Source organism: Mucilaginibacter rubeus (assembly GCF_003286415.2).
GTDB lineage: Bacteria > Bacteroidota > Bacteroidia > Sphingobacteriales > Sphingobacteriaceae > Mucilaginibacter > Mucilaginibacter rubeus_A.
This window is the reverse complement of the sequence record NZ_CP043450.1, coordinates 7,582,870-7,607,881: the sequence shown is the minus strand read 5'-3', so window position 1 is coordinate 7,607,881 and position 25,012 is coordinate 7,582,870. Positions and strand designations below refer to the sequence as shown.

Genomic DNA, 25,012 nt, shown 5'->3' with positions numbered 1-25,012 from the left:
GAGCTGAAGGCTTAAAGCTTTCTTTAGGAGCAGGAGTTTTGCTTTAAGCCTTCGGCTTTTAACTTACCCTTTATGTTGTTGCGATACCAGCTTTTCAACCGCATAGCCCATTTCTTTACAATGTTCTACTATCCCTTCATATTCCGCTTTGGGTATTGATGGTTTACGGCTCATGATAAATAAAAATTTATGATCCGGGTGTCCAACAACCACATACGAGTAGTCGGGCGCAAGGTCGATAACCCAATAGTCGACCTTAATTGGCCAGATAAATTGGGCCTTCATCTCACCGTCCTTCTCTTTTTCGGGAAATAGCTTTGACTTATAGGTATGCACCTCCTCGTTGTCTCCTTTTTTGGCACAGGTTACTACGTTGTAGTAGCCGTCATTGTTTAATGTATAAGTAGTGGTGGTTTCGCGGGTGCCCCTGTCAAACATAGTTGGGATGGAATATAGAGAATACCATTTGCCCGAAAACTTATCCAGGTCAACCCTGGATACCGGCCTGTTAACCGGTCCGCTGTATGCTGTTGTAAAAAACATCAGCAATATCCCCAATACAAACTTCATAGCCATAAAATTAAAAACCCATATAATACCAATTACGGAATTACATGGGTTTAAAGTTTTTATAAAGCTTATAGACGGAGGTTGTAAAAAACTCAAGCTCATACTCCAACGTCATTAGGTTCGAAGGAATCCCCAACTATACAAAACGGATTTGCGTGTTTCTCGGCTAATCGGAGATTGCTTCGCACCTTGCAAGGACGCTTGTATATTAGTTTGCGGGATCTTATTTCACTAAAGTACCGATATCCTCGCCTTTGGCAATTTTCATAAAGTTGCCTTCTTTGTTCATGTCAAATACAATGATAGGCAGCTTGTTTTCCTGGCAAAGGGTAATAGCGGTCATGTCCATTACATTCAGGCCTTTGTCATATACTTCCTGGAAGGAGATCTCGTCATAACGGGTTGCTGTCGGATCTTTCTCCGGATCGGCAGTATAGATACCATCAACGCGGGTACCTTTCAATACCACGTCAGCTTTAATTTCGATAGCGCGTAATGAAGCGGCAGTATCAGTAGTAAAATAAGGGTTACCGGTACCTGCACCGAAGATCACGATCTTGCCCATTTCCAGATGGTGCATAGCACGACGACGGATATAAGGCTCGCAGATCTGCTCCATTTTAATGGCCGATTGCAGACGCGTTTCCACACCAATGCTTTCCAAAGCATTTTGCAGCGCCATACAGTTAATAACGGTTGCAAGCATACCCATATAATCAGCCTGAGCGCGTTCCATGCCCGATTTTTCGGCACTTAATCCCCTGAAAATATTACCGCCTCCAACAACTACCGCAATCTCAATACCGGCATCATAAACGTTTTTAATGTCATGAGCATACTGCAAAACCTGGTTATTATCAATACCATATTGCCTTGTGCCCATCAGCGATTCGCCCGAAAGTTTCAGTAATATTCTTTTGTATTTCATTTGGTGTGATTTGCTAATAATAGAAATAGATGAAACCTGCTTTTGTTTATATCAAGAATTGATAAAGCTCTGTTCATACGGGAGTAGTTCGCCAAAAATAGCGAATAAATTTACAGTGTTAAAATTTTATGTTGTCTTTGTTAAAAAATCACCCTTCAATATTGTTTCAAGCACTTCAAAATCAGCGTTAAAAACAACAAGGTCGGCATCAAAGCCTTGCTCAATTTTACCCTTCTTTGTTTGTGAAGCCAGCTCAGCAGGATATAATGATGCCATGTTTACAGCCTCAGCCAGGTCTATTCCTACTTTTTTAACGCAGTTTTCAACTGCTTCAAGCATGGTAAGGCATGATCCTGATAAGGTACCATCGGGCATGGTATACCTGTCTCCCCGTAATTCGTGCTGGTAAGCGCCTTCTTTAGTTGAGGTAACGGCGTCGGTGATCAGGAAAAGTTTATCACCAAGCTCGCGTTTAGCTAAACGCACCATTGCAAAATCAACGTGAATACCATCAGCTACAATACTGGTATACGGCCGCTCCTCAAAAATAGCAGGGATATAGCCAGGCTCGCGGTGGTGCATAGATGGCATAGCATTAAACAAATGTGTAACGGCTTGCACCGGTTTCTTTAAAAATGATTTGCCTTCGGCATAAGTGGCATTGCTATGGCCTGATGATATGATGATCCCCTGCTCATACAAATAGTCAATTACTTCCTGATCCTGCAGCTCGGGAGCTATAGTAATCATTTTAATAACACCATCTGCCTTTTCAACCCATCCCTTAACTTCGGCAAGCGTAGCTTTTTTAATGAATTTCTCGGGGTGGGCACCTTTTTTTGCAGGATTTAAATACGGCCCTTCCAAATGCAATCCCCAGAAAGCACCTTTACTTTTTTCACGATAAGCCTTGGCTGCTTCAATACCGGTCTCCACAATATCATTGGTATTAGTACCTATGGTAGCAAATACCCCAATGGTTCCCTGGTTCAGCAGATCATTTTCTAATTGCTCCAACGCCTCAACGGTTGGTGTACCCGCAAAAAGTTTACCTCCGCTACCATAGATCTGCAAATCGATAAATCCGGGGGCAAGGTATGCGCCGTTAAGATCTTTCTTTACCGCTTCTGCCGGGATAGCGCTTTCGTCAATAATATCGGTGATGGTACCGTTTGAGATTAAAACGGCTTTACCTTCGGCGATGGTGCCGGTTGAAATGAGTTTAAGGTTGTGGAGGGCGAGGATAGGCATGATTTAATATTTACGTATTCAACCATTGTGTCATTGCGAGCGTAGCGCGGCAATCGCACAGAAGCGCGGCCCGCTCTGTATAGCATGCGATTGCTTCGTCGTCCCTCGTCGCAATAACATAACTTTGAGGGCAAACCAACAGGGCAAAAAAAATCCCCCGATTTTCATCGGGGGATAATATAATTAAGCTCCTAAAGCTACTCGCTTAAAGGCGGTTACTGTAAGGCCTTTTTCAACCGCGTCAAGGAATTGTGAAACGCTCTTAGACGAATCTTTCACAAACTCCTGGTTTAACAAGGTTGAGTCTTTGTAGAATTTATTCAGTTTACCGGCAGCAATTTTTTCAACCATTGCTTCTGGTTTACCTTCTGCACGGATCTGATCTTTAGCAATTTCAAGCTCACGCTCAATTACCGAAGCATCAACACCATCTTTATCAAGTGCGATAGGGTTCATAGCAGCAATTTGCATTGCTACGTCTTTACCGGCTTCTTCAGCAGCTTCGCCACCAGCAGTAAGTGCTACCAATACACCTAAACGGAAGTTACCGTGAATGTAAGCAACAACTTTTTCGCCGCTAACTACTTCATATTTAGAAACACCGATTTTTTCGCCGATTTTACCGGTTTTTTCGATGATAGCTTCAGAAATTTTCTGACGACCAGTTTCAACGTCGATCTCCAACGCTAAAAGCTCATCAATTGAAGCTGGTTTAGCTTCAACAGCAGTGTTAGCAATTTGGTTAGCGAAAGCAACGAACTCAGCATTTTTAGCTACGAAGTCGGTTTCGCAGTTAAGTTCGATGATAACACCGGTTTTAAAATCAGCCGAAGTACGTGCAATAACAACACCTTCGTTTGATTCCCTGTCCTGACGGCTTGCTGCAACTTTAGCACCTTTTTTCCTTAAAAAATCGATAGCTGCTTCAAAATCACCGTTAGTTTCGGTTAATGCTTTTTTGCAATCCATCATACCGGCACCGGTTTGCTGGCGCAGTTTGTTTACGTCGGCTGCAGAAATTTGTACTGTAGACATGTTTTTTTGAGTTTTAAGATTTTTTATATCGGGTTACAAGTTACCGCTATGGTGTTATGCTACTGTAACCTGCAACTATTTTTAATATTAAAAATCTCCCACCCCTTGCTGAGGTGAGAGAATTAATATAATTTTTTGTTGTACCCTAAGGGTTAACAAGGAAGATTATTCTTCTGTTTCAGCAGCTGGAGCTTCAGTTTCACCTTCAGCAGCTACTTCAGCAACTTTGCGGGTTCTTTTGCCGCCTTCGTTAGCTTCAGGAGCATCAGCTTTAGCTTTTGCAGCTACTGCTTCTTTTTCAGCTTCGTCTTCTTTCTCGCGTTTGCGCTCATCTAAACCTTCTTCGATAGCTTTGATGATGATGCTGGTGATCAATGAAATTGATTTAGTAGCGTCGTCATTCGCAGGGATCGGGAAGTCGATGTTTGAAGGATCAGAGTTGGTATCAACCATAGCAAATGTAGGGATGTTCAACTTCAATGCTTCTGAAACCGCGATGTGCTCTTTCTTAACGTCGATCAGGAATAAAGCAGCTGGTAAACGGTTCAGATCAGAGATACCACCTAAAAGGGTTTCTAATTTGATACGCTCACGCTGAATCATCAGACGCTCTTTTTTAGAAAGGTTGCTGTAAGTACCGTCTTTAGTCAATTTATCGATGTTTGACATCTTTTTGATTGACTTACGTACAGTAGCAAAGTTGGTTAACATACCACCTAACCAACGCTCGGTGATGTATGGCATGTTTACGCTTTTTGCGTAATCAGCAACGATATCTTTCGCTTGTTTCTTTGTAGCTACGAATAATACCTTACGGCCTGATTTTACAATTTGTTTTATAGCTGCAGCAGCTTCTTCAACCTTAGTTAAGGTTTTATTTAAATCGATAATGTGGATACCGTTACGCTCCATGAAAATGTACTGTGACATTTTCGGATCCCATTTGCGGGTAAGGTGACCAAAGTGTACACCAGCGTCCAGTAAATCCTGATAAGTTGTTCTTGCCATTTTGTTGTCCTCCTGTGATTAACGTTTACTGAATTGGAATCTCTTACGTGCTTTCCTGCGACCTGGTTTTTTACGCTCAACCATACGGTCATCGCGGGTCATTAAGCCTTTAGCACGTAATGCCGGTTTCTTTTCAGCATCAAGTTCAACAATAGCTTTAGCGATAGCTAAACGAACGGCTTCTGCCTGTCCTTTTACACCACCACCTGCAACGTTTGCTTTAACATCGTATTTTCCGGTGCTACCAGAAACCTCAGTGCTCTGAGTTACGATATATTGCAATGGCAAAGTAGGGAAATACTCTTTGTAATCTTTACCGTTAACGATGATCGCGCCATTTCCTTCTGTAAGGTAGATGCGGGCAACGGCTGTTTTTCTTCTGCCTGAAGTGTTAGTTGTTGGCATTTTTTTTCTCCTTAAAAATTAAAAATTAAATGGCTTTTGGGTTTTGCGCTGCATGAGGATGCTCAGCACCTGCATATACATGCAAATTGCCGAATAATGCTTTACCCAAACGATTTTTAGGTAACATACCACGTACCGCTTTCTCGATGATGCGGGTTGGATGTTTCGCCAATAACTCCTTAGGAGAAATAAAACGCTGACCACCTGGATATCCAGTGTAACGAACATAAACTTTGTCGCTTAGTTTGTTGCCGGTCAGTTTTACCTTGTCTGCGTTGATAACGATCACATTATCACCACAGTCTACGTTTGGGGTGAAATCAGGCTTGGTTTTACCACGAATGATCATTGCGATCTTCGTAGACAAGCGCCCCAAAATCTCGCCTTCGGCGTCAACAACAACCCATTGTTTGTTAACGGTTTTTTTGTTGGCTGAGACAGTTTTGTAACTTAACGTATTCACTTGCTTTAAATTAAATTGTTTAAACGTTTATTATACCCCGTATTTTCGGGACTGCAAAGATAGGGTTAATTACTTTATTAGCAAATAGTTTTTAAGGAAAAATTCAACCCTGATTTTTAGGATTTACAGATAAGCATGATTTTATTTTGTCTGAACCTGAATTTGTTAAATTTTCATTGTTATCAGAATTCCGGAAATTTTGATAATTCGTTTAATTCGAGTTCAGACATTGAGTGTTGCCTGCGGCCCGGGCTATCCGCTCATACGCCTGCAGGCCTTACGCACATTAGCCGGTATCCGCTACTATCCCTAACACATTGTTAAGGCTATAATAAGCCATCCTTTATTTTGTAATAAGTTTTTTACATTCATGTGATATAAATATATTAGCAGGAGCAACTATTAACCCCTAAATAATTGACCCGCGCTGTTTATCGGCTTACCTTAACCTTGCTTGTACTTTTAAGTGCCGGCAAGCTATTTGCCCAAACCCTGGCCGATCCGGTTGATTCCCTACAATCGCAGGTGGATGCCACCAGTATTTTAGCTTCTATATTCAACGGCAAAAGCAGTAAACCTTCGGCAACAACTACGCAATCACAAAATCGCACTTATTGGTCGGTGCTGCCATCGGCCGCTTATAATCCAAGTGTGGGCTTCGCTGTAGGCGTGATCTCATCGGGAGGGAAATATTTTGGCAACCCTTCAACTACAACGCTTTCGGTAATTAACGCGGGTTTTTACTTGTCAACCAGCGGGCTCTCTACCTTTGAGTTTAAGCAAAATGCATTTTCGGCACAAAACCAATGGAACCTGCAGGGAACCGTACAAATAGGAAAAACCGTGGCCATGGATAACGGCCTTGGCACAGGCCGGCGCAGCTATGGTGAGGGTAGCTTTTTCATGAATGATACCCATTTTGAAAACAATCCCGATGCTTTTCCTATCCGCTACCTGTACATTAAAGCCAATGAGCGACTCTACCGCAAACTGGCGAACCATATCTATGTAGGCGCTGGCTTAAGCTTTAATTATTACAGCCATATTGATGATGACCGCAAGGACATCCCCATAACCCAAACTCACAATTATCGGTATAGCATCCGCAATGGTTTTCCCATTAACTCGTATCAAGCTAATGGTTTGCTTTTCAATTTCCAGTTCAACAACCGCGATCAGCCAAACCGCCCGTTCAGGGGTATTTACGCTGATATTGTTTTGCGCAGTAATCAAACCTGGCTGGGCAGCAACCGCGACGCCATGCAGATAAAGTTCGAATTCAGGAAATACTGGAGCTTATCATCAACCCATCCCGAACATGTATTTGCAGTCTGGCACTGGTCAAACTATCTGTTAAGCGGAGCCCTGCCCTATCTTGAGTTGCCAGGCACCGGTAGCGATGCTTACGGACGCATAGGCAGGGCTTTTATTATAGGGCGCTTCAAAGGCATGTCTTTCGTATATAATGAGGCCGAATATCGCTTTCCGCTCACAGCAAACAAATTACTGAGTGGCGTTACGTTTATTAATGCAGAAACCGCTAATAACCAGCAACGCATCAGGCTGTTCAGACATTGGGAGCCCGGTGGCGGCGCAGGCCTGCGACTGTTGTTTAATAAATACACCCGCTCCAATCTCTGTATTGACTATGCCAGGGGAACATATGGCTCAAGCGGTTTCTTTTTAGGCCTTAACGAAGTGTTTTAGCTGTAAGTACGCTTAGTTAAAAGCACCGGCACTATAAATGGTGTCATTTTTGTACTGAAAAAGTTTTTGAACAAGCAATTGACCGTAAAATGCGTACTCCGTTAACCTCACAACTACTTGGCGACCTTATTGAAAAAGGCTACGAATATGTATTAGTTAAAGTAACTGTAAATCAACAAACTGAGGAAGTTGTTGACATTACCCTTGTACCTGTTAAAGGAAAGCCGGAGCTGAATAACCTGCCTGCAGGCTTTGAAACCTTTTACCGCATAACCCGCGAGCCTATGCAGCTGGTGTGCGGTGTAGACAAAACCAGCATTTTTATTGAATATCAAACGGTTGATGATGCCATAACCGACAAAGATATTTTTGACGATACCTATTTCAGGATGAGCGAAGAGTTTTTCAGGCAGGTGTTGGATAGCCTTGAAGACTACGCCGTTATCACCACTGATAAAAACGGCAATATCAACAGTTGGAATACCGGCGCCCAAAAAGTACTTGGCTATACAGAACAGGAAGCTTTAGGACTTAATGCCCGCATATTTTTCACTATTGAAGATATCGCTTCCGGCAAACCCGAAATGGAATTAAAGAAAGCATTGAGCATGGGCAGGGCTATTGATGAACGCTATCATGTGCGTAAGGACGGATCACGCTTTTGGGGCAGCGGTTTGTTTTTCCCGCTGTTTGATGAAGAACACAATCACAGGGGCTTTACCAAAATAATGCGCAATCAGCGCGAGGAGCAGCAAGCCAAGGAACTTGGCATATAAAACAAAAGAGGCACCCGAATGAGTGCCTCTTTTGTTTTATATTTTTTAAACCAGGATTAAGCGTTGTAGCTTACACCGTGGTCTTCTTCAACCTGTGGGTTAATGAATGGAGAACCTTTAGTAAAGCAGCCTACAATTAAAAGGTAAGCACCAAAAACTAATTGAGGTAACACCATTTTATCAGAAAACGCGTAAACCCATGGTGAGCAAAATAAAAACGAACCCATAATTACATCACCAACATTGTGCATAACCATTGGGAATTGTTTAATAAAGCCCATTTCGTTTTTAGCGAAGATAGCCATGATCAGTTGTAACCAGCCAATTATTAAAGGCAGGAACAAAGCAGCGCCACCAACATGCAGTGTACCACCGAAAGTCCATAAAGTTGAGATCATTAACAGGGCTACAACGTAGTTTAAAAATCCGTAAGTTTTGGTTGAGATGAAGCCTTTCATTTTTATAGCTTATTTATAAAGTACCAGTATAAATGATTTATATCAAAATTCTGTGCCAAAGTTAAACATTTGTATGGCTTAAGCACAGTAAATTTTAAAAATTTGAACCCGCAGATAATTAACTGGTTACCAGGTCGCGGAATAACTGAATATGCCAGCTATCCTTAAACGGAACCTCCCATTTAGTTTCCAGTTCGGTTAAGTTTTGCACCAGGTTATTGTAAACAATAGTTTCTTTGTTGATGCTGCCGTCTTTAAGCTTTGCTTCAAAACCATGGCGTGGCAGTGATAACACTTCCTCACCTTCGCGATAGGCCAGGTTAAACCTATCAAACAAGTTAATGCCCAAATGCTGTTGCACTTGTTGCATAAAATGCACCGACTTATCTATTGAACAGCCGCTGGCACCTGCCTGGCTTTCATCAACTATCAAAATAAAAAAACGGTTGTACCTGATTTCGGCCTTAGCCTTCAACTGGTTGTTATGAGCCGTCCAACCGGTGGTAAACCTATCCAGTTCAGGCTGTATAGCAGACACTTCCTGGTCGGTTAATTTCCTGTCCGACTGATATATCCAAACTCTTGACTGTGGAGAAAAAATCATTTCCAAAAATATCAATTTATTAACTTCAGGTTACATTCTTGTTGTCATGAAAACATCAAATATTCCGGCGATCGGGAAAACCATGCTCATTACATCAATTTTTGCCTTCAGTGCGCTAAATTACGGTTTTAAAGCCGAAATGAGCGAACAGGAATGGCTAAACTGGAGCAATAAATGCCTGAACGTCAGTTTTAACCCATCCGGCGAAAACAACCTGAAAAAGTGGGAATTAAACCTCACCGCCAATTATTTTATCCGCCTCCGAAAAACTTATCAACAGGGTAAGCAGGAATATTTTTCCTTTAACCTGCACCGAGTCACCAATATTGACTACAAAGCCGGCGACACCACAGGTATACTTAAATTTAACACTCAAACCGACGATATTATTGTGCAAACCTATGAAGATCCGGAGGGTAATATCGACTCTATGGCTACTTCGCTCGGCTTACCGGTGCACAATATGAACCCGGCCCGGTTTGACAGCCTGAAAAACGCTTTGAATTATTTCAGGACGAAGAGTTTATAAACCATTGGCCCTTGCCGTGATCTCGGCAATATCCAGCACTTTTATTTCCTGCTCTTTATCCTGATTTTTCACACCGTCGGTAAGCATGGTCATACAAAACGGACAGGCGGCAGCTACTACCTGGGCTTTAGCCTCAATGACATCGGCAATACGTTCCATGTTAATGTCTTTTTTACCGGGCTCCGGTTCCTTGAACATTTGAGCACCACCCGCGCCGCAGCACAAACCGTTTGATTTACAGCGTTTCATTTCTACCAGTTCGGTATCCAATATTTCAAGCGCCGCACGAGGAGCTTCGTAAACATCATTCCCCCGCCCTAAATAACAAGGATCATGGTAGGTGATCCGTTTGCCTTTAAAACTTTCACCGCCTTCGGCCTTGAGCTTACCATCATTAATGAGCTGCTGGATAAGCTGGGTATGATGAATTACCTCATAATTGCCCCCCACACCGGGGTATTCATTTTTTATGGTATTAAAACAATGCGGGCAACCTGTAACTATTTTCTTGATGTTATAACCATCCAGCACCTGTATGTTCATCATGGCCTGCATCTGGAACAGAAATTCATTACCAGCACGCTTAGCCGGATCACCGGTACAGTTCTCCTCCGTTCCCAAAACAGCATAGCTGATACCTACATGGTGCAGGATCTTACAAATATCACGGGTGATTTTGCGGGCGCGTTCATCAAAGCTACCAGCACAACCAACCCAAAATAATATTTCAGGTTCTTTGCCCTGGGCAGCCATTTCGGCCATGGTAGGGATAGCCAATGGTTCATTGTTCATAGTTCATAGTTTCTTTTATGCCCGATGTTTAACGGACATCATATCATTAATTACTTCTTTATTCAACATAGCTATGATCTATGAACCATTAACTATGATCTCTGCAACCTACTGTTCTTCCGCCCAGTTAAACCTGTCGGCCTGGCTGTATTTCCATGGAGCGCCGTTATTCTCCACGTTGCTAAACATATTGTTTAGGCTGGCCGGAGCCTGCGATTCTTCCATCACAATGTAGCGGCGCATTTCGGTTATAATTTCCAGTGGATTGATATTTACCGGGCAAGCCTCCACACAGGCATTGCAACTGGTGCAGGCCCAAAGCTCCTCTCTGCTGATATAATTATCAAGTAGTGATTTACCATCCTGGTGGTCCTTTCCGTGCTTATCGATGTTATTACCAATCTCGGTAATACGGTCGCGCGTATCCATCATGATCTTGCGGGGCGATAGTAATTTGCCGGTAATATTAGCCGGACAAACATAAGTACATCTACCGCATTCAGTGCATGTATAGGCCTCCATGAGATTTTTCCAGGTAAGATCAGTTACATCCTTTGCGCCAAACCTTCCCGGTTCACCGGTATTTTCGGGAATATAAGATGGATCAAGCATGGCTTTGACCTCGTTGGTAACCGATGCCATATTGGTAAACTTACCCTTAGCATTCAGATTAGAATAATACGTATTTGGAAAAGCCAGCAGAATATGAAAGTGTTTTGAGTATGGCAGGTAATTTAAAAAACACAGGATGCCTACGATATGAAACCACCAGCAAACCCTTTCGGTAATTACCAATGCCGAAGCACCATCGGGCAGCAATGGTGCCAGCAAAGAACTCACCGGAAAACTTCCGGCGCTAACGTAGTGACCAAAATGTAACAACTGCAGTTTATAATCGGCCGCGTTCATGGTCAGGAAGGCTGTCATGAGCAATATCTCAGTGATGAGAATATAGTTAGCATCAGATTTTGGCCATTGGGTCATCTCGGTGCCTGTAAACCGTTTAAGATGGATAACGTTACGCCTGCACAAGAAAACAATACATGCAGTAAGCACCAGCACAGCAAGCACCTCAAACGCCCCTATCAGGAAACCATACAACCCGCCAAGCGGATTGGCAAAGATCCGGTGCGAGCCAAAAACACCATCGATCATGATCTCCAGCACCTCCAGGTTGATGATGATAAAGCCCACGTAAATAAAAAAGTGCATGACAGCTGCCACAGGGCGTTTAACCATTTTGGTTTGCCCAAGGGCTATTTTTGCCATAACCGTCCAGCGGAGGCCAGGCTGATCTTTACGATTGGTATCCTTACCCAACAATATGTTACGACGTATTTTGGCTACATTTTTACTGAACTGGTAAATAGCGGCGCCCAATATGATTATGAATATAATTTGTGCAATCATTATGCATGCATAGTATTAGTTCAAAGTTAATTGAATTGTTCAAAGCACGAAATGTTTTGCGATCAGAAAAAAATATTCAAAAATTAAGTCGCTGATTTTCTGTGTAGTTATTTAGTAAACGAGGGATTATCTAAACTTTTTTCAAAAAAAAGTTTTCAAACATAAAAAAAAGGCTACATTTGCACTCCCCAATCACGGGAACGGTTTGGTACCATAGCTCAGATGGTAGAGCAAAGGACTGAAAATCCTTGTGTCACTGGTTCGATCCCAGTTGGTACCACAAGCAAAAGCAAAACCCTCGAATCCGCACTGGAATCGAGGGTTTTGCTTTTAAAGGGTTTTCTTGCTCCTCTTAAAATGCATTTAAACGCCGTTTTTGGTTCGACATAAGTTTGCTTGACCTAACTTAACAAATCTTGGCTCACTTAATAAATTAAGCTAAAAATCTATATTTTGTTTGTTTCAGGTTCATCAATGTTTCGATGAAAACATCCTGATAATATCCAGAGCCGCGTTTTTTCAAAAAGTAGATTTTACGACTTAAATAGCTCATTAAATTTTATCATGTTAAAGTTAGAAACATCACTTGGCCCTGTATTTGCCGATAAACTTACCATCGTAGTAAACAAGTGGTATATCAAATAGATAGCCGATAATTTGCTGCAATTAACACATCAGCTACCCTCGTGATAGTTCAGTCACCACTACTAATGCCAGCAATTATAAAGAGATAAAAATTGATTGGCCTGGCTAAAAGTATCAATACATTTATTGAAGCCAAAAGAATAAACCACATACGAAGTAACCAATTGTGACAAATGCAATTACCAGGATCCCTAAAAAAAATAAACGCGGGTTATTGTAGGGTCTGCTTTCTTTTATATAATCATTCATCATAGTCTGTTAAAAATTGAGAGATATATCAATTAAACCAATTGCTTTTGAACCAAAATTTACACTATTAACCAATAACAATATTTCTGTTCACCTGCCTTGCTGATCTGACAAACTGCCGGGCAAGCACCGCCACCTCCTCATTGGTAATCGCCGGCGGCCGCTGTAGTTGAGTGATTAACACTACCATAGGTATGGTAATCATTCCACGATTTGTTTTGATGATCATTTGCTCTCCAAGTCTGATGCAAGATATAAACGTGCCGACACCTTTGTTAAAAGCTTGCAACCTGATAATTAGTTCTTCTATAATATATAATGGCATAATACTGCATTTAAATAAACAGGGCGGTTAAACCGCCCTGTTTATACTTCGTGATAGCTTATTTTTTATTGCAGGAAGATTTTCCTTACGGCATTGTTGGTCAGATCTATAAAATAAATATTCCCCTGTCTATCCATCGTAATATCGCCCAGGAAACCGGATTTAACCTGGTTAAATGCCCCGTCAACATTAGTTCCACCGGTAAACTGTATTGCTGTTGTAACCTCTTTGGTAGCTATATTTATTTTACGTATCGATCTGTTGAGATACTCAGATACATAGATAAAACCTGACCGATCAGAAACGAGACCATTGATAGAACCAAAACCGGCCGCGTTACCAACTCCGTCAGCAGAGCCGAAATTGCCGCCTACCCACCTGTTGGTTGTTAAACCACTGGCTATATTATAAATATCAAGGTAATACTCTTCGTTACTCACCTTGTACATATAGCCATTATAAGGAGCCGGACGGGCATTATCCGATGAAGCAATTACACTTATTGCAGAGCGGTTGCCATCTTTATCCAACTTCCATCCCCCGTTAAAACTCCCCATAACGTACAGCATGCCGGTTTCATCAAATGACATTTTGTTGATAGTGCCTAAATTGCCGGCAAAAGTGCTAACCATACCTTGCGGGGTAATTTTACGTACCTTGGTACCGTCGCTTACGTAAAGGTTATCGTTTTCATCAATGTCCATACCCGGGTTGGCGCCTAAGTTAAATAAGGCCTTATCACCTTGCGCATCAACATAGCCCCTTTCACCTGTAGGGCTACCGGCAAACAAGGTTACCGTACCGTTTGTGGCTATCTTTTTGATACGGCTTAAATCCACTTCTATCACATAAACATTGCCCTTACTATCTACAGCTAAACTGCCCGACCGGTACGCAACAAGGCTTAATGAACTGCTTCCGGGGCCACCGGCAAGGGTTATTACACCGGCACGTTTAAAGTCTGCAGGCGCGAATGCTTCAACACCATCAGTTACTACTTTTACCGGGCCCGATGTTAAGCCATCCGGCGCTATTACCTCCAAACTTGCTGCTGTAGCGTTTACAACCGTGGCGGCTACACCGTTAAAAGTTACTTTATTTTGGCTTGCAATGGTGCTAAAGCCTAAGCCGCTGATGATGACATGTGTACCGGCTAAGCCATTCTGGGGGCTTAAAGCAGTTATGCCTACTGCCTGATCCTTAAAATCAGGGCCTTGAACAGTTTGATCGTTCACACTCACCACTACCTTACCATTGCCGGTCCCCCCCGGAATGGTCAATGTTAATTTAGTAGCCGTAGCTGCAGTGATCGGGATTACAACACCATTTACGGTTACCTTATTTTCATCAAGTATAGTGCTAAACGTAGTTCCTACTATAGTCATAACCGTTTTGGCAGGCCCACTTAATGGAGTAACTGTTTGAATAACCGGCGGCGGTACAACAGTAAATACCGGGCCAACAATTTTCTGCCCGTTAATAGTTACCGATAATGGCCCTGTTTGTACCGCGTCTGGAGCAACCACTATAATATGATCAACACCGGCTTCCTTAACCAGGGCTTGTTTACCATTAAAATCAATGGTGTTACCTGCAATAGTGTTCTCAAAGCCACTTCCGTCAATCCGCACCGTAGTACCCTTACCTCCTGTAATTGGCTTTATGGAATTAATTGCCTGATATTTGAAGCTTTGCCCTGTAACATCTTTGCCGTTAACGGTAACTTTTACAGCGCCTGTACCTACGTTGGCAGGTACTTCAACAACCAAAAGCGTATCTGAAGCACTTACTATCTGGGTTGTTTTTCCATTAATGGTAACTACAGCCGGCCCGGTGGCGCTGCTGAAACCCGCCCCCGATACCCTAACATGTGCACCGGCAGTGCCGTTAGCAGGGCTTATTTTACTGATGCTCAGATCCTGGTAGGTATATTTGCCAACAGTAAGCGAGGCGTTATCCAGTTTAAGGGCGATATCGCCGCTGTGTTCACCTTTAGGGGCACGGATTACCACCTCTGTTGGCGTAACACTCACCACATCGGCTGTTGTATTTGCAAACGTGGCAGATACGCTGCCGCTGAAACCGCTTCCTGCAACAGTAACCAGTGTACCCTCGCCCCCGCTGTTGGGATAATACTCGGTAACCTTGGGTTGCGGTTTAGCCTCTTTATTATGATCCTTTTTACAGGCAGCCAGCATTACCACCATAAGGCAACACACGATGCTGTAAAACTTAAGATTATATTTTTTCATGTTTTGATTTTTTAAATTCCTGGTTTAAAAAGTATATCGTGCGCCTAATTGCATTTGGGTTCTGGAGCCGTAGTAGTCAATACTGTAAGGTTTACCCGGCGTAGCAAATTGATACAGCGGATAACCGCCCGCATTTTGCTGCGGAGGGAATAAAACCGGGGTTAAGCCCACGCTGGCTGTAGAGTTAAAGGTATTTGGAGAAAAATACTGCACGCCCCAGTTTTTATTGATCAGGTTGGTGAGGTTCATCACATCGGCCGTGATGGTAAAAAACTGTTTGTTATCGCCATTCAGATAAATATCATGGGCGATATGCAGATCGGCCTGAACGTTCCATGGGGTACGGCCCTTGTTACGCTCGGTAAAATCCCCTCTTCTGCTGCTCAGGTAGCTATCTTTATCAATGTATGCGTTAAAAGCTGCTGCCTGCTGTACTGCGGTACCGGCGGTTGGGCTATCCTGAAAAAAACGGATGGCTTCATCCCTTGTGGGGATATAGGCCAAACTAACCTGTTGCGGTAAGCCTTGCACACTATTATTAACTACACCATAACTAAACGGACTACCCGATTGCGCGCTAAAAAACAGCGAAACATTGGTACGGCCAGACTTAACCCAGTTTTTATTGTACCCGATATTGGCAACTATCCTATGCCTGATATCAAAATTACTGTTGGCCAAGGTTGGGTTATTAGGCACCAGCGACTGGTTTAACTGCCAGTTTGATTCCATGGAGTTACGTACGCCGTTTGAAAGATCTTTAGACTGACCATAGGTGTATGATACCGAAGCCTGCAGTTGGTTAGCGATTGTTTTACTGATACTTCCAGTTAAACTGTAGCGATAACCTTTATTAGTATTGCTCAGCAAATAGGTGTTTGAAAAACGCTGGTCGACAGTACCACTGTAAATAGGTTGCTGACGGTTTTTATCATACGGATAATAAGTTGGGTTATCTGCAACGTTCAATTGCTGAAACAATACATCTTTAATGTTTTTGGTGTAGATAGCCTCGATAGTAAATTTCCACTGATCGGCAGTGGTATAATCACCCGCTATACTGGTGCGCAATACCTGCGGCATAACAAAATTATTGTCAACCAAATCAACCTGTATTTTGCCGCTATTAGGATTATTGATCACCGCGCCGTTGGCCTGGATAAAATCCGCAATACCGTTAGGGCCGCCTTTTAGCGCATTACTGCCCGCTACAAAAGGTTTCTGATCTGCCTTCTGGTCAAACGCCCCATAACTATTGCCGGTGTTATAATAAGCATAAGCCAGCCAGGCCATCGGGATGCGGCCGGTAAATAAACCAGCACCTCCACGTAATATCAGACTTTGATCGCCAAACCAATCGTAACGAAAACCTATACGGGGCGATACCTGTACTTTGTTTAAAAAGTTATTGGTAATCTTTTTAAGCGGCGTATAAGTATAGGTGGTACCAAAGTTAGGATCATCCAAAGCGGTACGGGTTTTATCGCTTAAAAATGGCACTTCGGGCAAGTAGGTCATATCGGCGCGTAAACCGGGGATCACTTTAAATTTATCAGATACCGTAATCTCGTCCTGAACATAAGCGCTGTACATGTTCACATCAAATTTGGCACCCGGATTATTCAGGATATAATCGCGGTTGTTATTGGTGTAATTGTACGCGCCGCGTACGCGGTAAGGATTATTATTCAGATAATCTTCAATACTGTTGTAATCAACGCGGCCATTCCAGGCGTTTACAAAACCGTAAGTGATTTTGTATAACTCGTTGTGGGTACCAAAGGTAAAGCGATGGTTACCTACCGTCCAGTTCAGGTTGGCGGTAAGTTCCAGCGTGCGCTGCTTCATATCAAATATACTGGCTTCACGATCTGTACCTAAGTAAATGGTTGTACCCGGTGTGCGGCCCATAATTTGTACTTGCGGCAAGCCCGGATCGCTGGTTGGATTTCTTGAGTCATTTACCATAGTATATCCTACCAATAAATTGCCCGATAAAGTGTTGCTTAACCTGCTCTTAAGCTCGGCAACAGTTGAACTTTGGTTGTTTTTTTGCAGATAAGCCATACTGCTGAACCTAAAATCCTGCTGGTCACGATCCATAATGGTCGCTTTTGAAAGGATGGTGTTATTGCGTACCACCAACTGGTTTTTATCGTCGATGTTCCAATCCAACCTGTTAAAAAACTTGGTGGACCGTGCATAGGTATTAAAATTACCTGCGGTACCCGCGTTAAACGGTGTGGCATCGGCAATAGCTTTAGCATCGGCAACGTTCAGGATCTGGCTGGTTTCGGCCTGGCCTGCCAATAGCTGGGCAGGGTCCTGCCGACGGGCTATCTCCTCGTTGGTAAAGAAGAACAACTTATTTTTAATGATTGGAAAGCCCAACCTGAAACCAGTTTGGTAATCATAAAAATCGCTGTTCATTTTGCCAAGCGTACCTACCCTGTCATTACCTATAAGCGCGGCGTTACGGCCAAAACCATATACCGAACCGCTTACTGTATTGGTACCGCTGCGGGTTACAGCATTTACAGATCCGCCCGTAAAATTGCCAATCTTCACATCAAAAGGAGCCAAATAAACCTGCATATCTTCAATAGCATCAAGCGATATGGGGTTGGTACGGGTTGAACTACCCGCCATACCCGAAGTACCTGACTGGCCACCTAACGACGGACTAAAGCCAATAGCATCATTATTGATAGCACCATCGATAGTTACGTTATTGTAACGGAAGTTACTGCCGCCAAAACTGTTATCCTTGCTGCCTTGTGGTACAAGCCTTGTGATATCAGTAATGCTGCGCGATACGGTAGGCATGTTGCGTACCTGCGCGGCACTTATATTTTTACCGGAACCATAGGTACTGGCTTGCGCGCTTTTTTTGGTTGATTTAATCACAACTTCGCCAAGCTGTTTTGAGGCATCCGCAAGCGAAAAGTTAACTTCGAAAGCGGCGCCAAGCCTGATGGTAATATCCTCCTTTTTTTGAGGCGACATGCTTACCATGGTTGCCTCAACGCTGTAAGGCCCGCCTATGCGGAGATTAGTTAGATAAAAGCGGCCGTCCTTATTGGCTGCAGAAGCGTAACGAGTGCCTGAGGGCAGGTGGATAGCCGTTATGGTAGCACCCGGCAAGGCCTGTCCCGAAACATCTGTTATCGTGCCGCTTATGGTACCGCTTGTTTCCTGCGCGCTTACCGCAAAGGGCGATAGCAGCAACAGGAATAATGCTATCCTTTTAAGTATTTTGTATATCGTCATCTCTGTAATGTCTTTTTTTGAGTTATACTTATTGGGTAATTTTAAGCGCACCATTTAGTGTGTGTAAAACTCCGTTCCCGGTTAATACATCCTGTTTTGTTGGCTGTACGGTTGATGTATTTCCGCTTCCCTTTAAGTTGATACTGTAAATTGTGCCTCCTTGTCCGGCTGTGGATGATATGGTTATCCCCACCGAGTTTCCGTCCTGCATGGTCTGTTCGGTTTTATTAGATGCGCCCGCACTCAAAACATAATCGTAAATGAAGCGCCTGTCGTTCAGGATATGATAGCGCAAAAATGTTTTCAGTGTAGCAGGGTCGGCCTGGTTAATGGCAGCCAGGGTTGGCAAACCATACGAGATCATGGCCGCGTTGCCTGGCGCGAAGACGGTGTAAGGGCCACCGCTTTGTAATGAAGTGATCAATCCTGCGCGCTGAAGTGCCTGGTAAAACAAGCTCAGATTTTTATCGGATGCAATGGCATCAGTAATCTGCTCGTATTTGTAGGGCTCAAGCATACGGTCAATCACCTGGATAAGGCCATTACTTGCCGTTACATTTTGCGATAGCACTCTCGCGCCATTTATAGTAAGTACGGTATCCGTACCGTTTACCCAATGGGTTACGAAAAGCTTACCACCGTTTGATGAGCGCAACTCCTGGTTAAACAAAAATGGAAGTTTGTTCAGTTCATACTCACCGTTAAGGATATGATAATTAAGAATAGAAGAGATCCGTGCAGGAGCCTCACTCAAAACAGCTTCGGTACTTCCGTATCCACCTCGCGCAAAAGCATCATCTGATGGGGTGAGGACTGTGAAAGGCCCGGTACCTGCCAGTTTTTCACGTAGGTTAACAGCTGTTAAGCCTGTATTAAAAAGAGAAAGGTTAAAGTTATCGGCAATAATATCACTGAGTTTATTATTATCCTGGTTAGCTTTTTCCTGCTTATCCTTTTTGCAGCTGCCCATGCTAAAGGCAAGCAAAAGCAATAGCATATATTTATAAGCTTTCATTAATTTCTTGTTTAGATGTTTGTGTTATCTCCGTTTAAAACTTAAAATCTTTCGGCACCATAAAATGATCAACCACATGTATAGGCCCCATGAGCGTATTGATATCGGGTTCAGTAATCTTCGCTGCAGGATGATTTGAGCCTTTAACATTCACGGTAACTGCCCCGTCTTTCTTACCAAAATCAAGCGGCATAGGGTAAATAGGATAAGTGCCGTAGGAGCCCGATGTTACTACTGTGTAATTGCCAAGCAAATCGTTGGTTAGATCGGGCGTGTAAAAATTGAGGGCATTGAAATCCCCCCGGCCATAGTTTACGTCATAATAAGAAAACATGGTGCCCCAGCGGTGGTACCCCACTAAAGTATCCGTTGCCAGGCCACCCACTACCGAATAGGCGTCCCAATCAACAGTAGGGAGCGGATTGCGGTCGTTAAGCTTCATTACATCATCAACCGTTTGATATCCGGCAGCATGAAAAACCTCATCAGGAATGGCATAAACCGATGAAAAGGTTACGTTATAATTTGCATAATAAGGTAAAAGCACCAGTCCCTGTGTAAAGTCATGTGTAACAATACCGTAGGTTAACTCCGCATATAACGCGTCGTTACGTAAATTAAGTTCAATATACATTCCGAAACGCCCATCTTCCTGTAGTGCTTCCATCAGGGTTTTAGTTGGTTTATGCAAAACATGGTCTATAGGCCATAGCAAACCATCTTTGGCTTCGGTTGGTGCCAGCGTACCGCAGGCCTTACCGTTAACAAACAATGTTCCGTCCTGTACTTTGATGTATTGCAGGTAGGAGTAGATATCAAATGTGGCCCCGCTCAGCCCAGTGGCCGGGAAAACCTTAAGATTAGGATTTTGCAATAACGACAACCCTTTAAAGCTATCCTTCCTGTTCTTAATATCATCCAGGCTTATACCCGCGCCTATGGTATGATATAACAGGACACTATCCAACAAAGCCGGCGTAGTTTTATTGATCACATCAAGCGTTAAGCCATCGGCAATAAAGGCGGCATCGGTTGGCACAAGCAGCGTAAAAGGGGCTTTCTTCCCTTTTTCTTTTAAAATGGCGTTCATATCGCTGCGCTCCCAGGCGGCCTTAAACAACGTATAAGGTGAGGCTGCCAGCGCATCTTTCAAAGTAATTGTTATATCTGTATGCGGAATGGCCGTTCCTTCGGGTACAGGCATAAACTCGGCCTTACGGCACGATGCTACAGCAACCGTGAGCAGGCAAAAAGCAATAATTTTTATCAGTTTCATAGCTGTATTCTTGATTAGTGTTTTAAAGCCTGTTCGGGCAAAAGCAGCAAGCCTTGCATATCATGAACAAGTCCGTTATCAGTCAAATTATCCGTTAAAGCCGGTATAGCCGTTACAGCGGGATATGTGTCGTAAGGATAGCTGAGGGCTGTTTGTAAATGTGCCGAATAGCTTACCGCAGCTGTATAAAAATTCCTTTCGCTGCTTATTATAAAATACCAGCTATCATTTTCAAGTTGCCCGCTATAAGTAGGCTCGTTATTAATAATATAAAACACATTAAAATCGGATATGAAGAAGTGTTTGCCGTTTAGGATATAACTGCCAAACAACCGTTCGCCCTGGTAAACAGCCGGGTCTAAGGTTGTTACAGATGCTTCAGTAATACCATTAGCCTCAAATACACTGTTTTGAGGAGCAAATACAGTAAATGGCCCTGTACCAGACAGTTTATTCCAGAAGCCAAACTTTTTAAGGCCGCTTACAAAAATGCTGTATTGCGGGCGTTTGGCCAGCCAATCCTGTACGGTGCTTTCAGGCGTAACCTTCATTACCTTGTTCAATACATGAACAATACCATTGGCTATGCTAACATCCTTTCGTGTTACGGACGAGCCGTTGAAATAGAGATTATTAGCCGGGTACGCGCTATTATTGGGAGCATAGCTCGCCAGAGTAGCATAAACATCAGTTCCGGCCAGGGTATGGTAACGGATATCCACCCCATTTACAGGTACCTGGTTAAATGTCAGTTGCTGATCGAGCACGTGGCGTTGAACCATTGCCTTCAGGCTATCAGTATTCATCTTATCAAAATCGGAGGCTTTGGTTATCCCGATTTCATTAAAAGCCGAGTTACTGGGAGCCAACAGTGTGAATGGACCTTTACCCCTTAATGTTTCGGCCATACCCGATTTTTCGACAGCCGCCGAAAAAAGTGTGAGGTCATAATTGTTTTTTACAAAATCTGTAGCCAGCCTGAAGTTTTCATTCGGCTTGGCAATTTCCAGATCATCGTGCTTGCAGGCGCTGAACAACAACATCAGCAAAGCAGGGATGAGCAGCAATAAGTTTCTTATCGGTTTTCTATTTTTCATTTAGAATTTTTTTTGATAGCTGATTGCCTGTATTAATAAATTGGAGGAGCGTATTTACGCTGTACCGTGGTGAGGTAAATATTACCGTTAACTATCTCGATGGTATTTACTGTAGCAAACGAGCGCGGATTATAAATACCTGATGGAATGTTCACGATCATGTTAGGAAGCAGGGCACTGTTCGGCCTGCTTTGCAGTGCAGTTTTACCGGCAAGCAGGCATTCAACCGGGGCCCAGTTGCCATCAGTATCATATTGAAAAGTATAATATGGATTATTAGCCGGATGCATCCCTGGCGCCATAAAATCAAGATGCTGCCAAATGGTAGTATGGATCCCGTCTGAAGCACCATCGGCAAACAGCGGAAAACTGTAGTACTGCGTTACCACCGGTGCCTCGGCATTACGGGTTATAGTGCCTAAAAACTTTTGCGTATACCCGGGCAAGAATACCTTATCGGCTGGTTCATCCTTAACCAGGGTGTAAAATATGTTCATATTATCCTTTATCCCGTTTTGCAACGCACCTGATTTTTTATAACCTGCTTTGAGGCTATTATCTGCTTCCTGGAAACCCTTGGCACTCATGTTATAAAAATTAACATACACCATCGAATCGGACAGGGGCAGTTTGTGGAAGTTTTCCTGACGCAGATAAATGCCGTTCTTTTTAGTTATAAAATCCTTTTGCAGTACATGCAGGGTATAAACCTCTTTGGCATCAAGTGTTAGTGTGGTATCTATTAGTATGGTTTTCTTTAATCGCGGTTCAAGGTCAAAGAAAGGCGTATTGTTAACCGGCCTGAACATGAATACCACGCGGTGCTTGCCCGATGGGATCTGTGCCCAACTGCTGAGGTCGAACCCATTCAATACCGGGCCCACTAATACATTCTCCTTTCCGGGATATTCCGGATTTTTATAGGAGGTACTTGTGCCCGCGTGCGATGGATACGGCGGAGCATAGGGCTCGCGCTGATCAAGGAAATCTCCTTTAACAGCAGCACTCACCGGCATCCCGTCTTTATCCATCTGAGGATCTACCAACATGGTAAGAAAAGGAACCGGCTCATCTTTATTAGCAAGTGATATGGTATAGTTCAGGTTATTGAATACACGTAAGTAAGCTGGATTATCTATTTTTTTATACTCCACCTTGCTACAGCCCGAAGCTAAAAGCATCAGGACTATGGCACTCGTCATTATATATTGTAATCTTGATCGTAGCATAATTTTTTATTTGCTGTGTTTTACAATGATCATTTTAGCCTTTTCTGCAGGTGTTGCCTGAGCACCGGTTTTACCAACAAGCGCTATGGTATAAAAACCAGGCTCGTGATTTGGCAAAACTCCTTTTACATAAAGTGCAGGCCGGGCAATAAGGTCTTTACTATTAATCACCGGGATATCGCTGGCCCACGAGCCCGGCACTACTGCCGGCGTTGAGCGAAATGCCATAATCTGGTATGGTTTTGCATCAAAACCAGCGCGGATGTAAGGAAATTCGACGGGAACTACACCCGGCTGCAGGTTGGTTACCGCCCCGGTGTTAAAGCCGTACTGGCTGTTAAAATCCTGTGCGTTATCAGTAGTAAGGGTTAAATAAGGAACATCCTTACTCAGATTCAGGAAACGCATGCTGAATGAAAACTCATTACTGTAGCGGGCATAGGTGGCGTCATCAGTGGCATTGGTTACCAGCGTTCCGCTCAGGTCGTTGGCTACAGCAGCTATAACCGGTTTACCATCGGCACCGGGGTTTAACCAAAGTGTATAGTTACTATTGGCTATAGGGCTAATTTTAGCGCTTGCCAAAACGGTTCCGGAAGCATTTACCGCCTGGATATCATATTGCCCAATGATGAAAGTATTGTAATCGGTATGCGCGGTGTAATCAATAGCAGCTCCTAAAGGTTTACTATTTACCAATATTTTAACCCCGTTTACTCCGGGCAAGGTGTTTACCGCCTGCATCCTGAAATAGGTAACGTTTACCGGCTCGCTGATATCGGTTATCAGTCTTACGCTGTTTTGGTGTGCCTTCACAGTTTCCCCCGTTGTGGTACCCGGCGACGGTACATTGTACTGCCTTGGGGTAACCACCATGGTGTAAACACCACCGGGTGCGTAACTTTTAATAGGGATGTAGCTAAGTCCGGGCACACCTTCAATGGTTGAGTTTGCCGGATTTAAAACCATAGTGGATTCATAACCGGGTACCTGTGTGCCATTTGTTGTAAGTACCTTTATTTGAGCCGTTGTGTAAGGCAAATCAATATATTCAGAATACTGACCGGGCGCTATATTGCTGGTTTGGCTGCTTATGGGTGTGCCATCGGCCCAGGTTAAGGTTAGCGGGGTAACCAGGTTTTCCAGGCGCGAATCATCTATAGGCGTTCCGGTAAGATTAAGCAGCCTGATCTTAAAATGCGATGCATCAGCAGCGGGCGCTATTGAGCGCGGCACTTTTATATATTCGGGCAAGCCGGTTACCTGCATGTAGCGCTGTGTTGGAAGCAGATAGTAATCAACCGGTTGCTGTGCATCCTCCTGTACGTTAAATTCAACTTTGGTAGGTGTTTCCTGGTAACCACTTGTTTCTGCAATAAATTTTGCTGCGCCGTTGTTTAAAAATTCTTGCGGAACGCTCCAGGTAGTACCCAGCCTGCCATTGGTTGGGAAATATTTGGTGGCGGGATAACTATCATATAATGGACTATCCTTATCCCTTACTACATAGTTTGTTAAAGTATCGCCGTTAACCTGCAACTGGTTGTAGCTGCCAAGGTTAACAATACGCACAGTAGAGTTTTTGCGTGCATCGGTAACGGCCCGGTTATCAATAGTAGGATCAAGCTTGGCTTTTTTACATGAGCCTAATATCAGCGTCAAAGCCAAACAAGCCGCTAATACCGGGTTGCTTAAATATTTATTAAGTTTTTTCATGG

22 protein-coding genes and 1 tRNA gene are annotated in these 25,012 nt (G+C 43.4%); 4 read left to right on the top strand and 19 right to left on the bottom strand.

What is annotated here, in order from left to right:
* Positions 1-63: 63 nt before the first annotated feature.
* The 7 genes from DEO27_RS31155 to rplM form a co-directional block, all read right to left on the bottom strand.
* A complete protein-coding gene (locus DEO27_RS31155; protein WP_223818103.1) occupies positions 64-570 on the bottom strand; it encodes a lipocalin family protein in 507 nt (168 codons plus the stop codon).
* Positions 571-793: 223 nt separating this feature from the next.
* Positions 794-1,498 carry a UMP kinase gene (gene pyrH / locus DEO27_RS31150; RefSeq protein WP_112573245.1) on the bottom strand — a complete coding sequence of 235 codons (705 nt, stop codon included), beginning with the start codon at positions 1,496-1,498 and terminating at the stop codon, positions 794-796.
* Between the two features lie 126 nt (positions 1,499-1,624).
* On the bottom strand, positions 1,625-2,749 hold the full coding sequence (gene nagA, locus DEO27_RS31145) for an N-acetylglucosamine-6-phosphate deacetylase (RefSeq protein WP_112573243.1): 1,125 nt from the start codon (positions 2,747-2,749) through the stop codon (positions 1,625-1,627).
* A gap of 183 nt (positions 2,750-2,932) precedes the next feature.
* Positions 2,933-3,784: a translation elongation factor Ts gene (gene tsf, locus DEO27_RS31140; protein ID WP_112573241.1), complete on the bottom strand. Its 852-nt coding sequence runs from the start codon at positions 3,782-3,784 to the stop codon at positions 2,933-2,935.
* 165 nt (positions 3,785-3,949) lie between these two features.
* A complete protein-coding gene (rpsB, locus tag DEO27_RS31135) occupies positions 3,950-4,792 on the bottom strand; it encodes a 30S ribosomal protein S2 (protein WP_112573239.1) in 843 nt (280 codons plus the stop codon).
* An 18-nt stretch (positions 4,793-4,810) separates the two neighbouring features.
* Complete coding sequence (gene rpsI, locus DEO27_RS31130; RefSeq protein WP_090529485.1) at positions 4,811-5,197, bottom strand: 30S ribosomal protein S9; 387 nt, start codon at positions 5,195-5,197, stop codon at positions 4,811-4,813.
* A 25-nt stretch (positions 5,198-5,222) separates the two neighbouring features.
* A complete protein-coding gene (gene rplM / locus DEO27_RS31125; protein WP_091220406.1) occupies positions 5,223-5,660 on the bottom strand; it encodes a 50S ribosomal protein L13 in 438 nt (145 codons plus the stop codon).
* A 417-nt stretch (positions 5,661-6,077) separates the two neighbouring features.
* Between rplM and DEO27_RS31120 the strand changes: the two genes are divergently transcribed.
* Complete coding sequence (locus DEO27_RS31120) at positions 6,078-7,367, top strand: BamA/TamA family outer membrane protein (protein WP_112573237.1); 1,290 nt, start codon at positions 6,078-6,080, stop codon at positions 7,365-7,367.
* An 89-nt stretch (positions 7,368-7,456) separates the two neighbouring features.
* On the top strand, positions 7,457-8,143 hold the full coding sequence (locus DEO27_RS31115) for a PAS domain-containing protein (protein ID WP_112573235.1): 687 nt from the start codon (positions 7,457-7,459) through the stop codon (positions 8,141-8,143).
* A 56-nt stretch (positions 8,144-8,199) separates the two neighbouring features.
* On the opposite strand, the gene DEO27_RS31110 is transcribed toward DEO27_RS31115, so the two are convergent.
* Positions 8,200-8,601, bottom strand: a complete 402-nt coding sequence (locus tag DEO27_RS31110) for a hypothetical protein (protein ID WP_091165187.1) — start codon at positions 8,599-8,601, stop codon at positions 8,200-8,202.
* Between the two features lie 118 nt (positions 8,602-8,719).
* Positions 8,720-9,205 (bottom strand): ABC transporter ATPase, encoded by a 486-nt coding sequence (locus tag DEO27_RS31105; protein ID WP_112573233.1) that lies wholly within the window; start codon positions 9,203-9,205, stop codon positions 8,720-8,722.
* 46 nt (positions 9,206-9,251) lie between these two features.
* On the opposite strand from DEO27_RS31105, the gene DEO27_RS31100 reads away from it, so the two are divergent.
* On the top strand, positions 9,252-9,734 hold the full coding sequence (locus DEO27_RS31100; RefSeq protein WP_112573231.1) for a hypothetical protein: 483 nt from the start codon (positions 9,252-9,254) through the stop codon (positions 9,732-9,734).
* Here the strand turns inward: DEO27_RS31100 and DEO27_RS31095 are convergent.
* Both DEO27_RS31095 and DEO27_RS31090 read right to left on the bottom strand, forming a co-directional pair.
* Positions 9,729-10,526, bottom strand: a complete 798-nt coding sequence (locus DEO27_RS31095; RefSeq protein WP_112573229.1) for a (Fe-S)-binding protein — start codon at positions 10,524-10,526, stop codon at positions 9,729-9,731. The two genes, DEO27_RS31100 and DEO27_RS31095, sit on opposite strands and share 6 nt — an antisense overlap.
* 108 nt (positions 10,527-10,634) lie before the next feature.
* Positions 10,635-11,936 (bottom strand): (Fe-S)-binding protein, encoded by a 1,302-nt coding sequence (locus tag DEO27_RS31090; protein ID WP_112573227.1) that lies wholly within the window; start codon positions 11,934-11,936, stop codon positions 10,635-10,637.
* A gap of 207 nt (positions 11,937-12,143) precedes the next feature.
* On the opposite strand from DEO27_RS31090, the gene DEO27_RS31085 reads away from it, so the two are divergent.
* A tRNA-Phe gene (locus DEO27_RS31085) sits at positions 12,144-12,216 on the top strand.
* A 681-nt stretch (positions 12,217-12,897) separates the two neighbouring features.
* Here the strand turns inward: DEO27_RS31085 and DEO27_RS31080 are convergent.
* The 8 genes from DEO27_RS31080 to DEO27_RS31045 all read right to left on the bottom strand — a co-directional run bounded on the left by DEO27_RS31080 (position 12,898) and on the right by DEO27_RS31045 (position 25,010).
* On the bottom strand, positions 12,898-13,155 hold the full coding sequence (locus tag DEO27_RS31080) for a hypothetical protein (RefSeq protein ID WP_112573225.1): 258 nt from the start codon (positions 13,153-13,155) through the stop codon (positions 12,898-12,900).
* A gap of 65 nt (positions 13,156-13,220) precedes the next feature.
* Positions 13,221-15,407, bottom strand: a complete 2,187-nt coding sequence (locus DEO27_RS31075; RefSeq protein ID WP_112573223.1) for an IPT/TIG domain-containing protein — start codon at positions 15,405-15,407, stop codon at positions 13,221-13,223.
* Between the two features lie 24 nt (positions 15,408-15,431).
* Entirely contained in the window at positions 15,432-18,677 is a 3,246-nt protein-coding gene (locus tag DEO27_RS31070) for a carboxypeptidase regulatory-like domain-containing protein (protein ID WP_112573510.1), read from the bottom strand.
* Positions 18,678-18,705: 28 nt separating this feature from the next.
* Positions 18,706-19,692 carry a fasciclin domain-containing protein gene (locus DEO27_RS31065; protein ID WP_112573221.1) on the bottom strand — a complete coding sequence of 329 codons (987 nt, stop codon included), beginning with the start codon at positions 19,690-19,692 and terminating at the stop codon, positions 18,706-18,708.
* 34 nt (positions 19,693-19,726) lie between these two features.
* Entirely contained in the window at positions 19,727-20,968 is a 1,242-nt protein-coding gene (locus DEO27_RS31060; protein ID WP_112573219.1) for a fasciclin domain-containing protein, read from the bottom strand.
* A 14-nt stretch (positions 20,969-20,982) separates the two neighbouring features.
* Positions 20,983-22,065: a fasciclin domain-containing protein gene (locus tag DEO27_RS31055; protein WP_112573217.1), complete on the bottom strand. Its 1,083-nt coding sequence runs from the start codon at positions 22,063-22,065 to the stop codon at positions 20,983-20,985.
* A 32-nt stretch (positions 22,066-22,097) separates the two neighbouring features.
* On the bottom strand, positions 22,098-23,267 hold the full coding sequence (locus DEO27_RS31050) for a hypothetical protein (RefSeq protein ID WP_223818102.1): 1,170 nt from the start codon (positions 23,265-23,267) through the stop codon (positions 22,098-22,100).
* Positions 23,268-23,300: 33 nt separating this feature from the next.
* On the bottom strand, positions 23,301-25,010 hold the full coding sequence (locus DEO27_RS31045; protein WP_112573213.1) for a DUF4397 domain-containing protein: 1,710 nt from the start codon (positions 25,008-25,010) through the stop codon (positions 23,301-23,303).
* Positions 25,011-25,012: the final 2 nt, after the last annotated feature.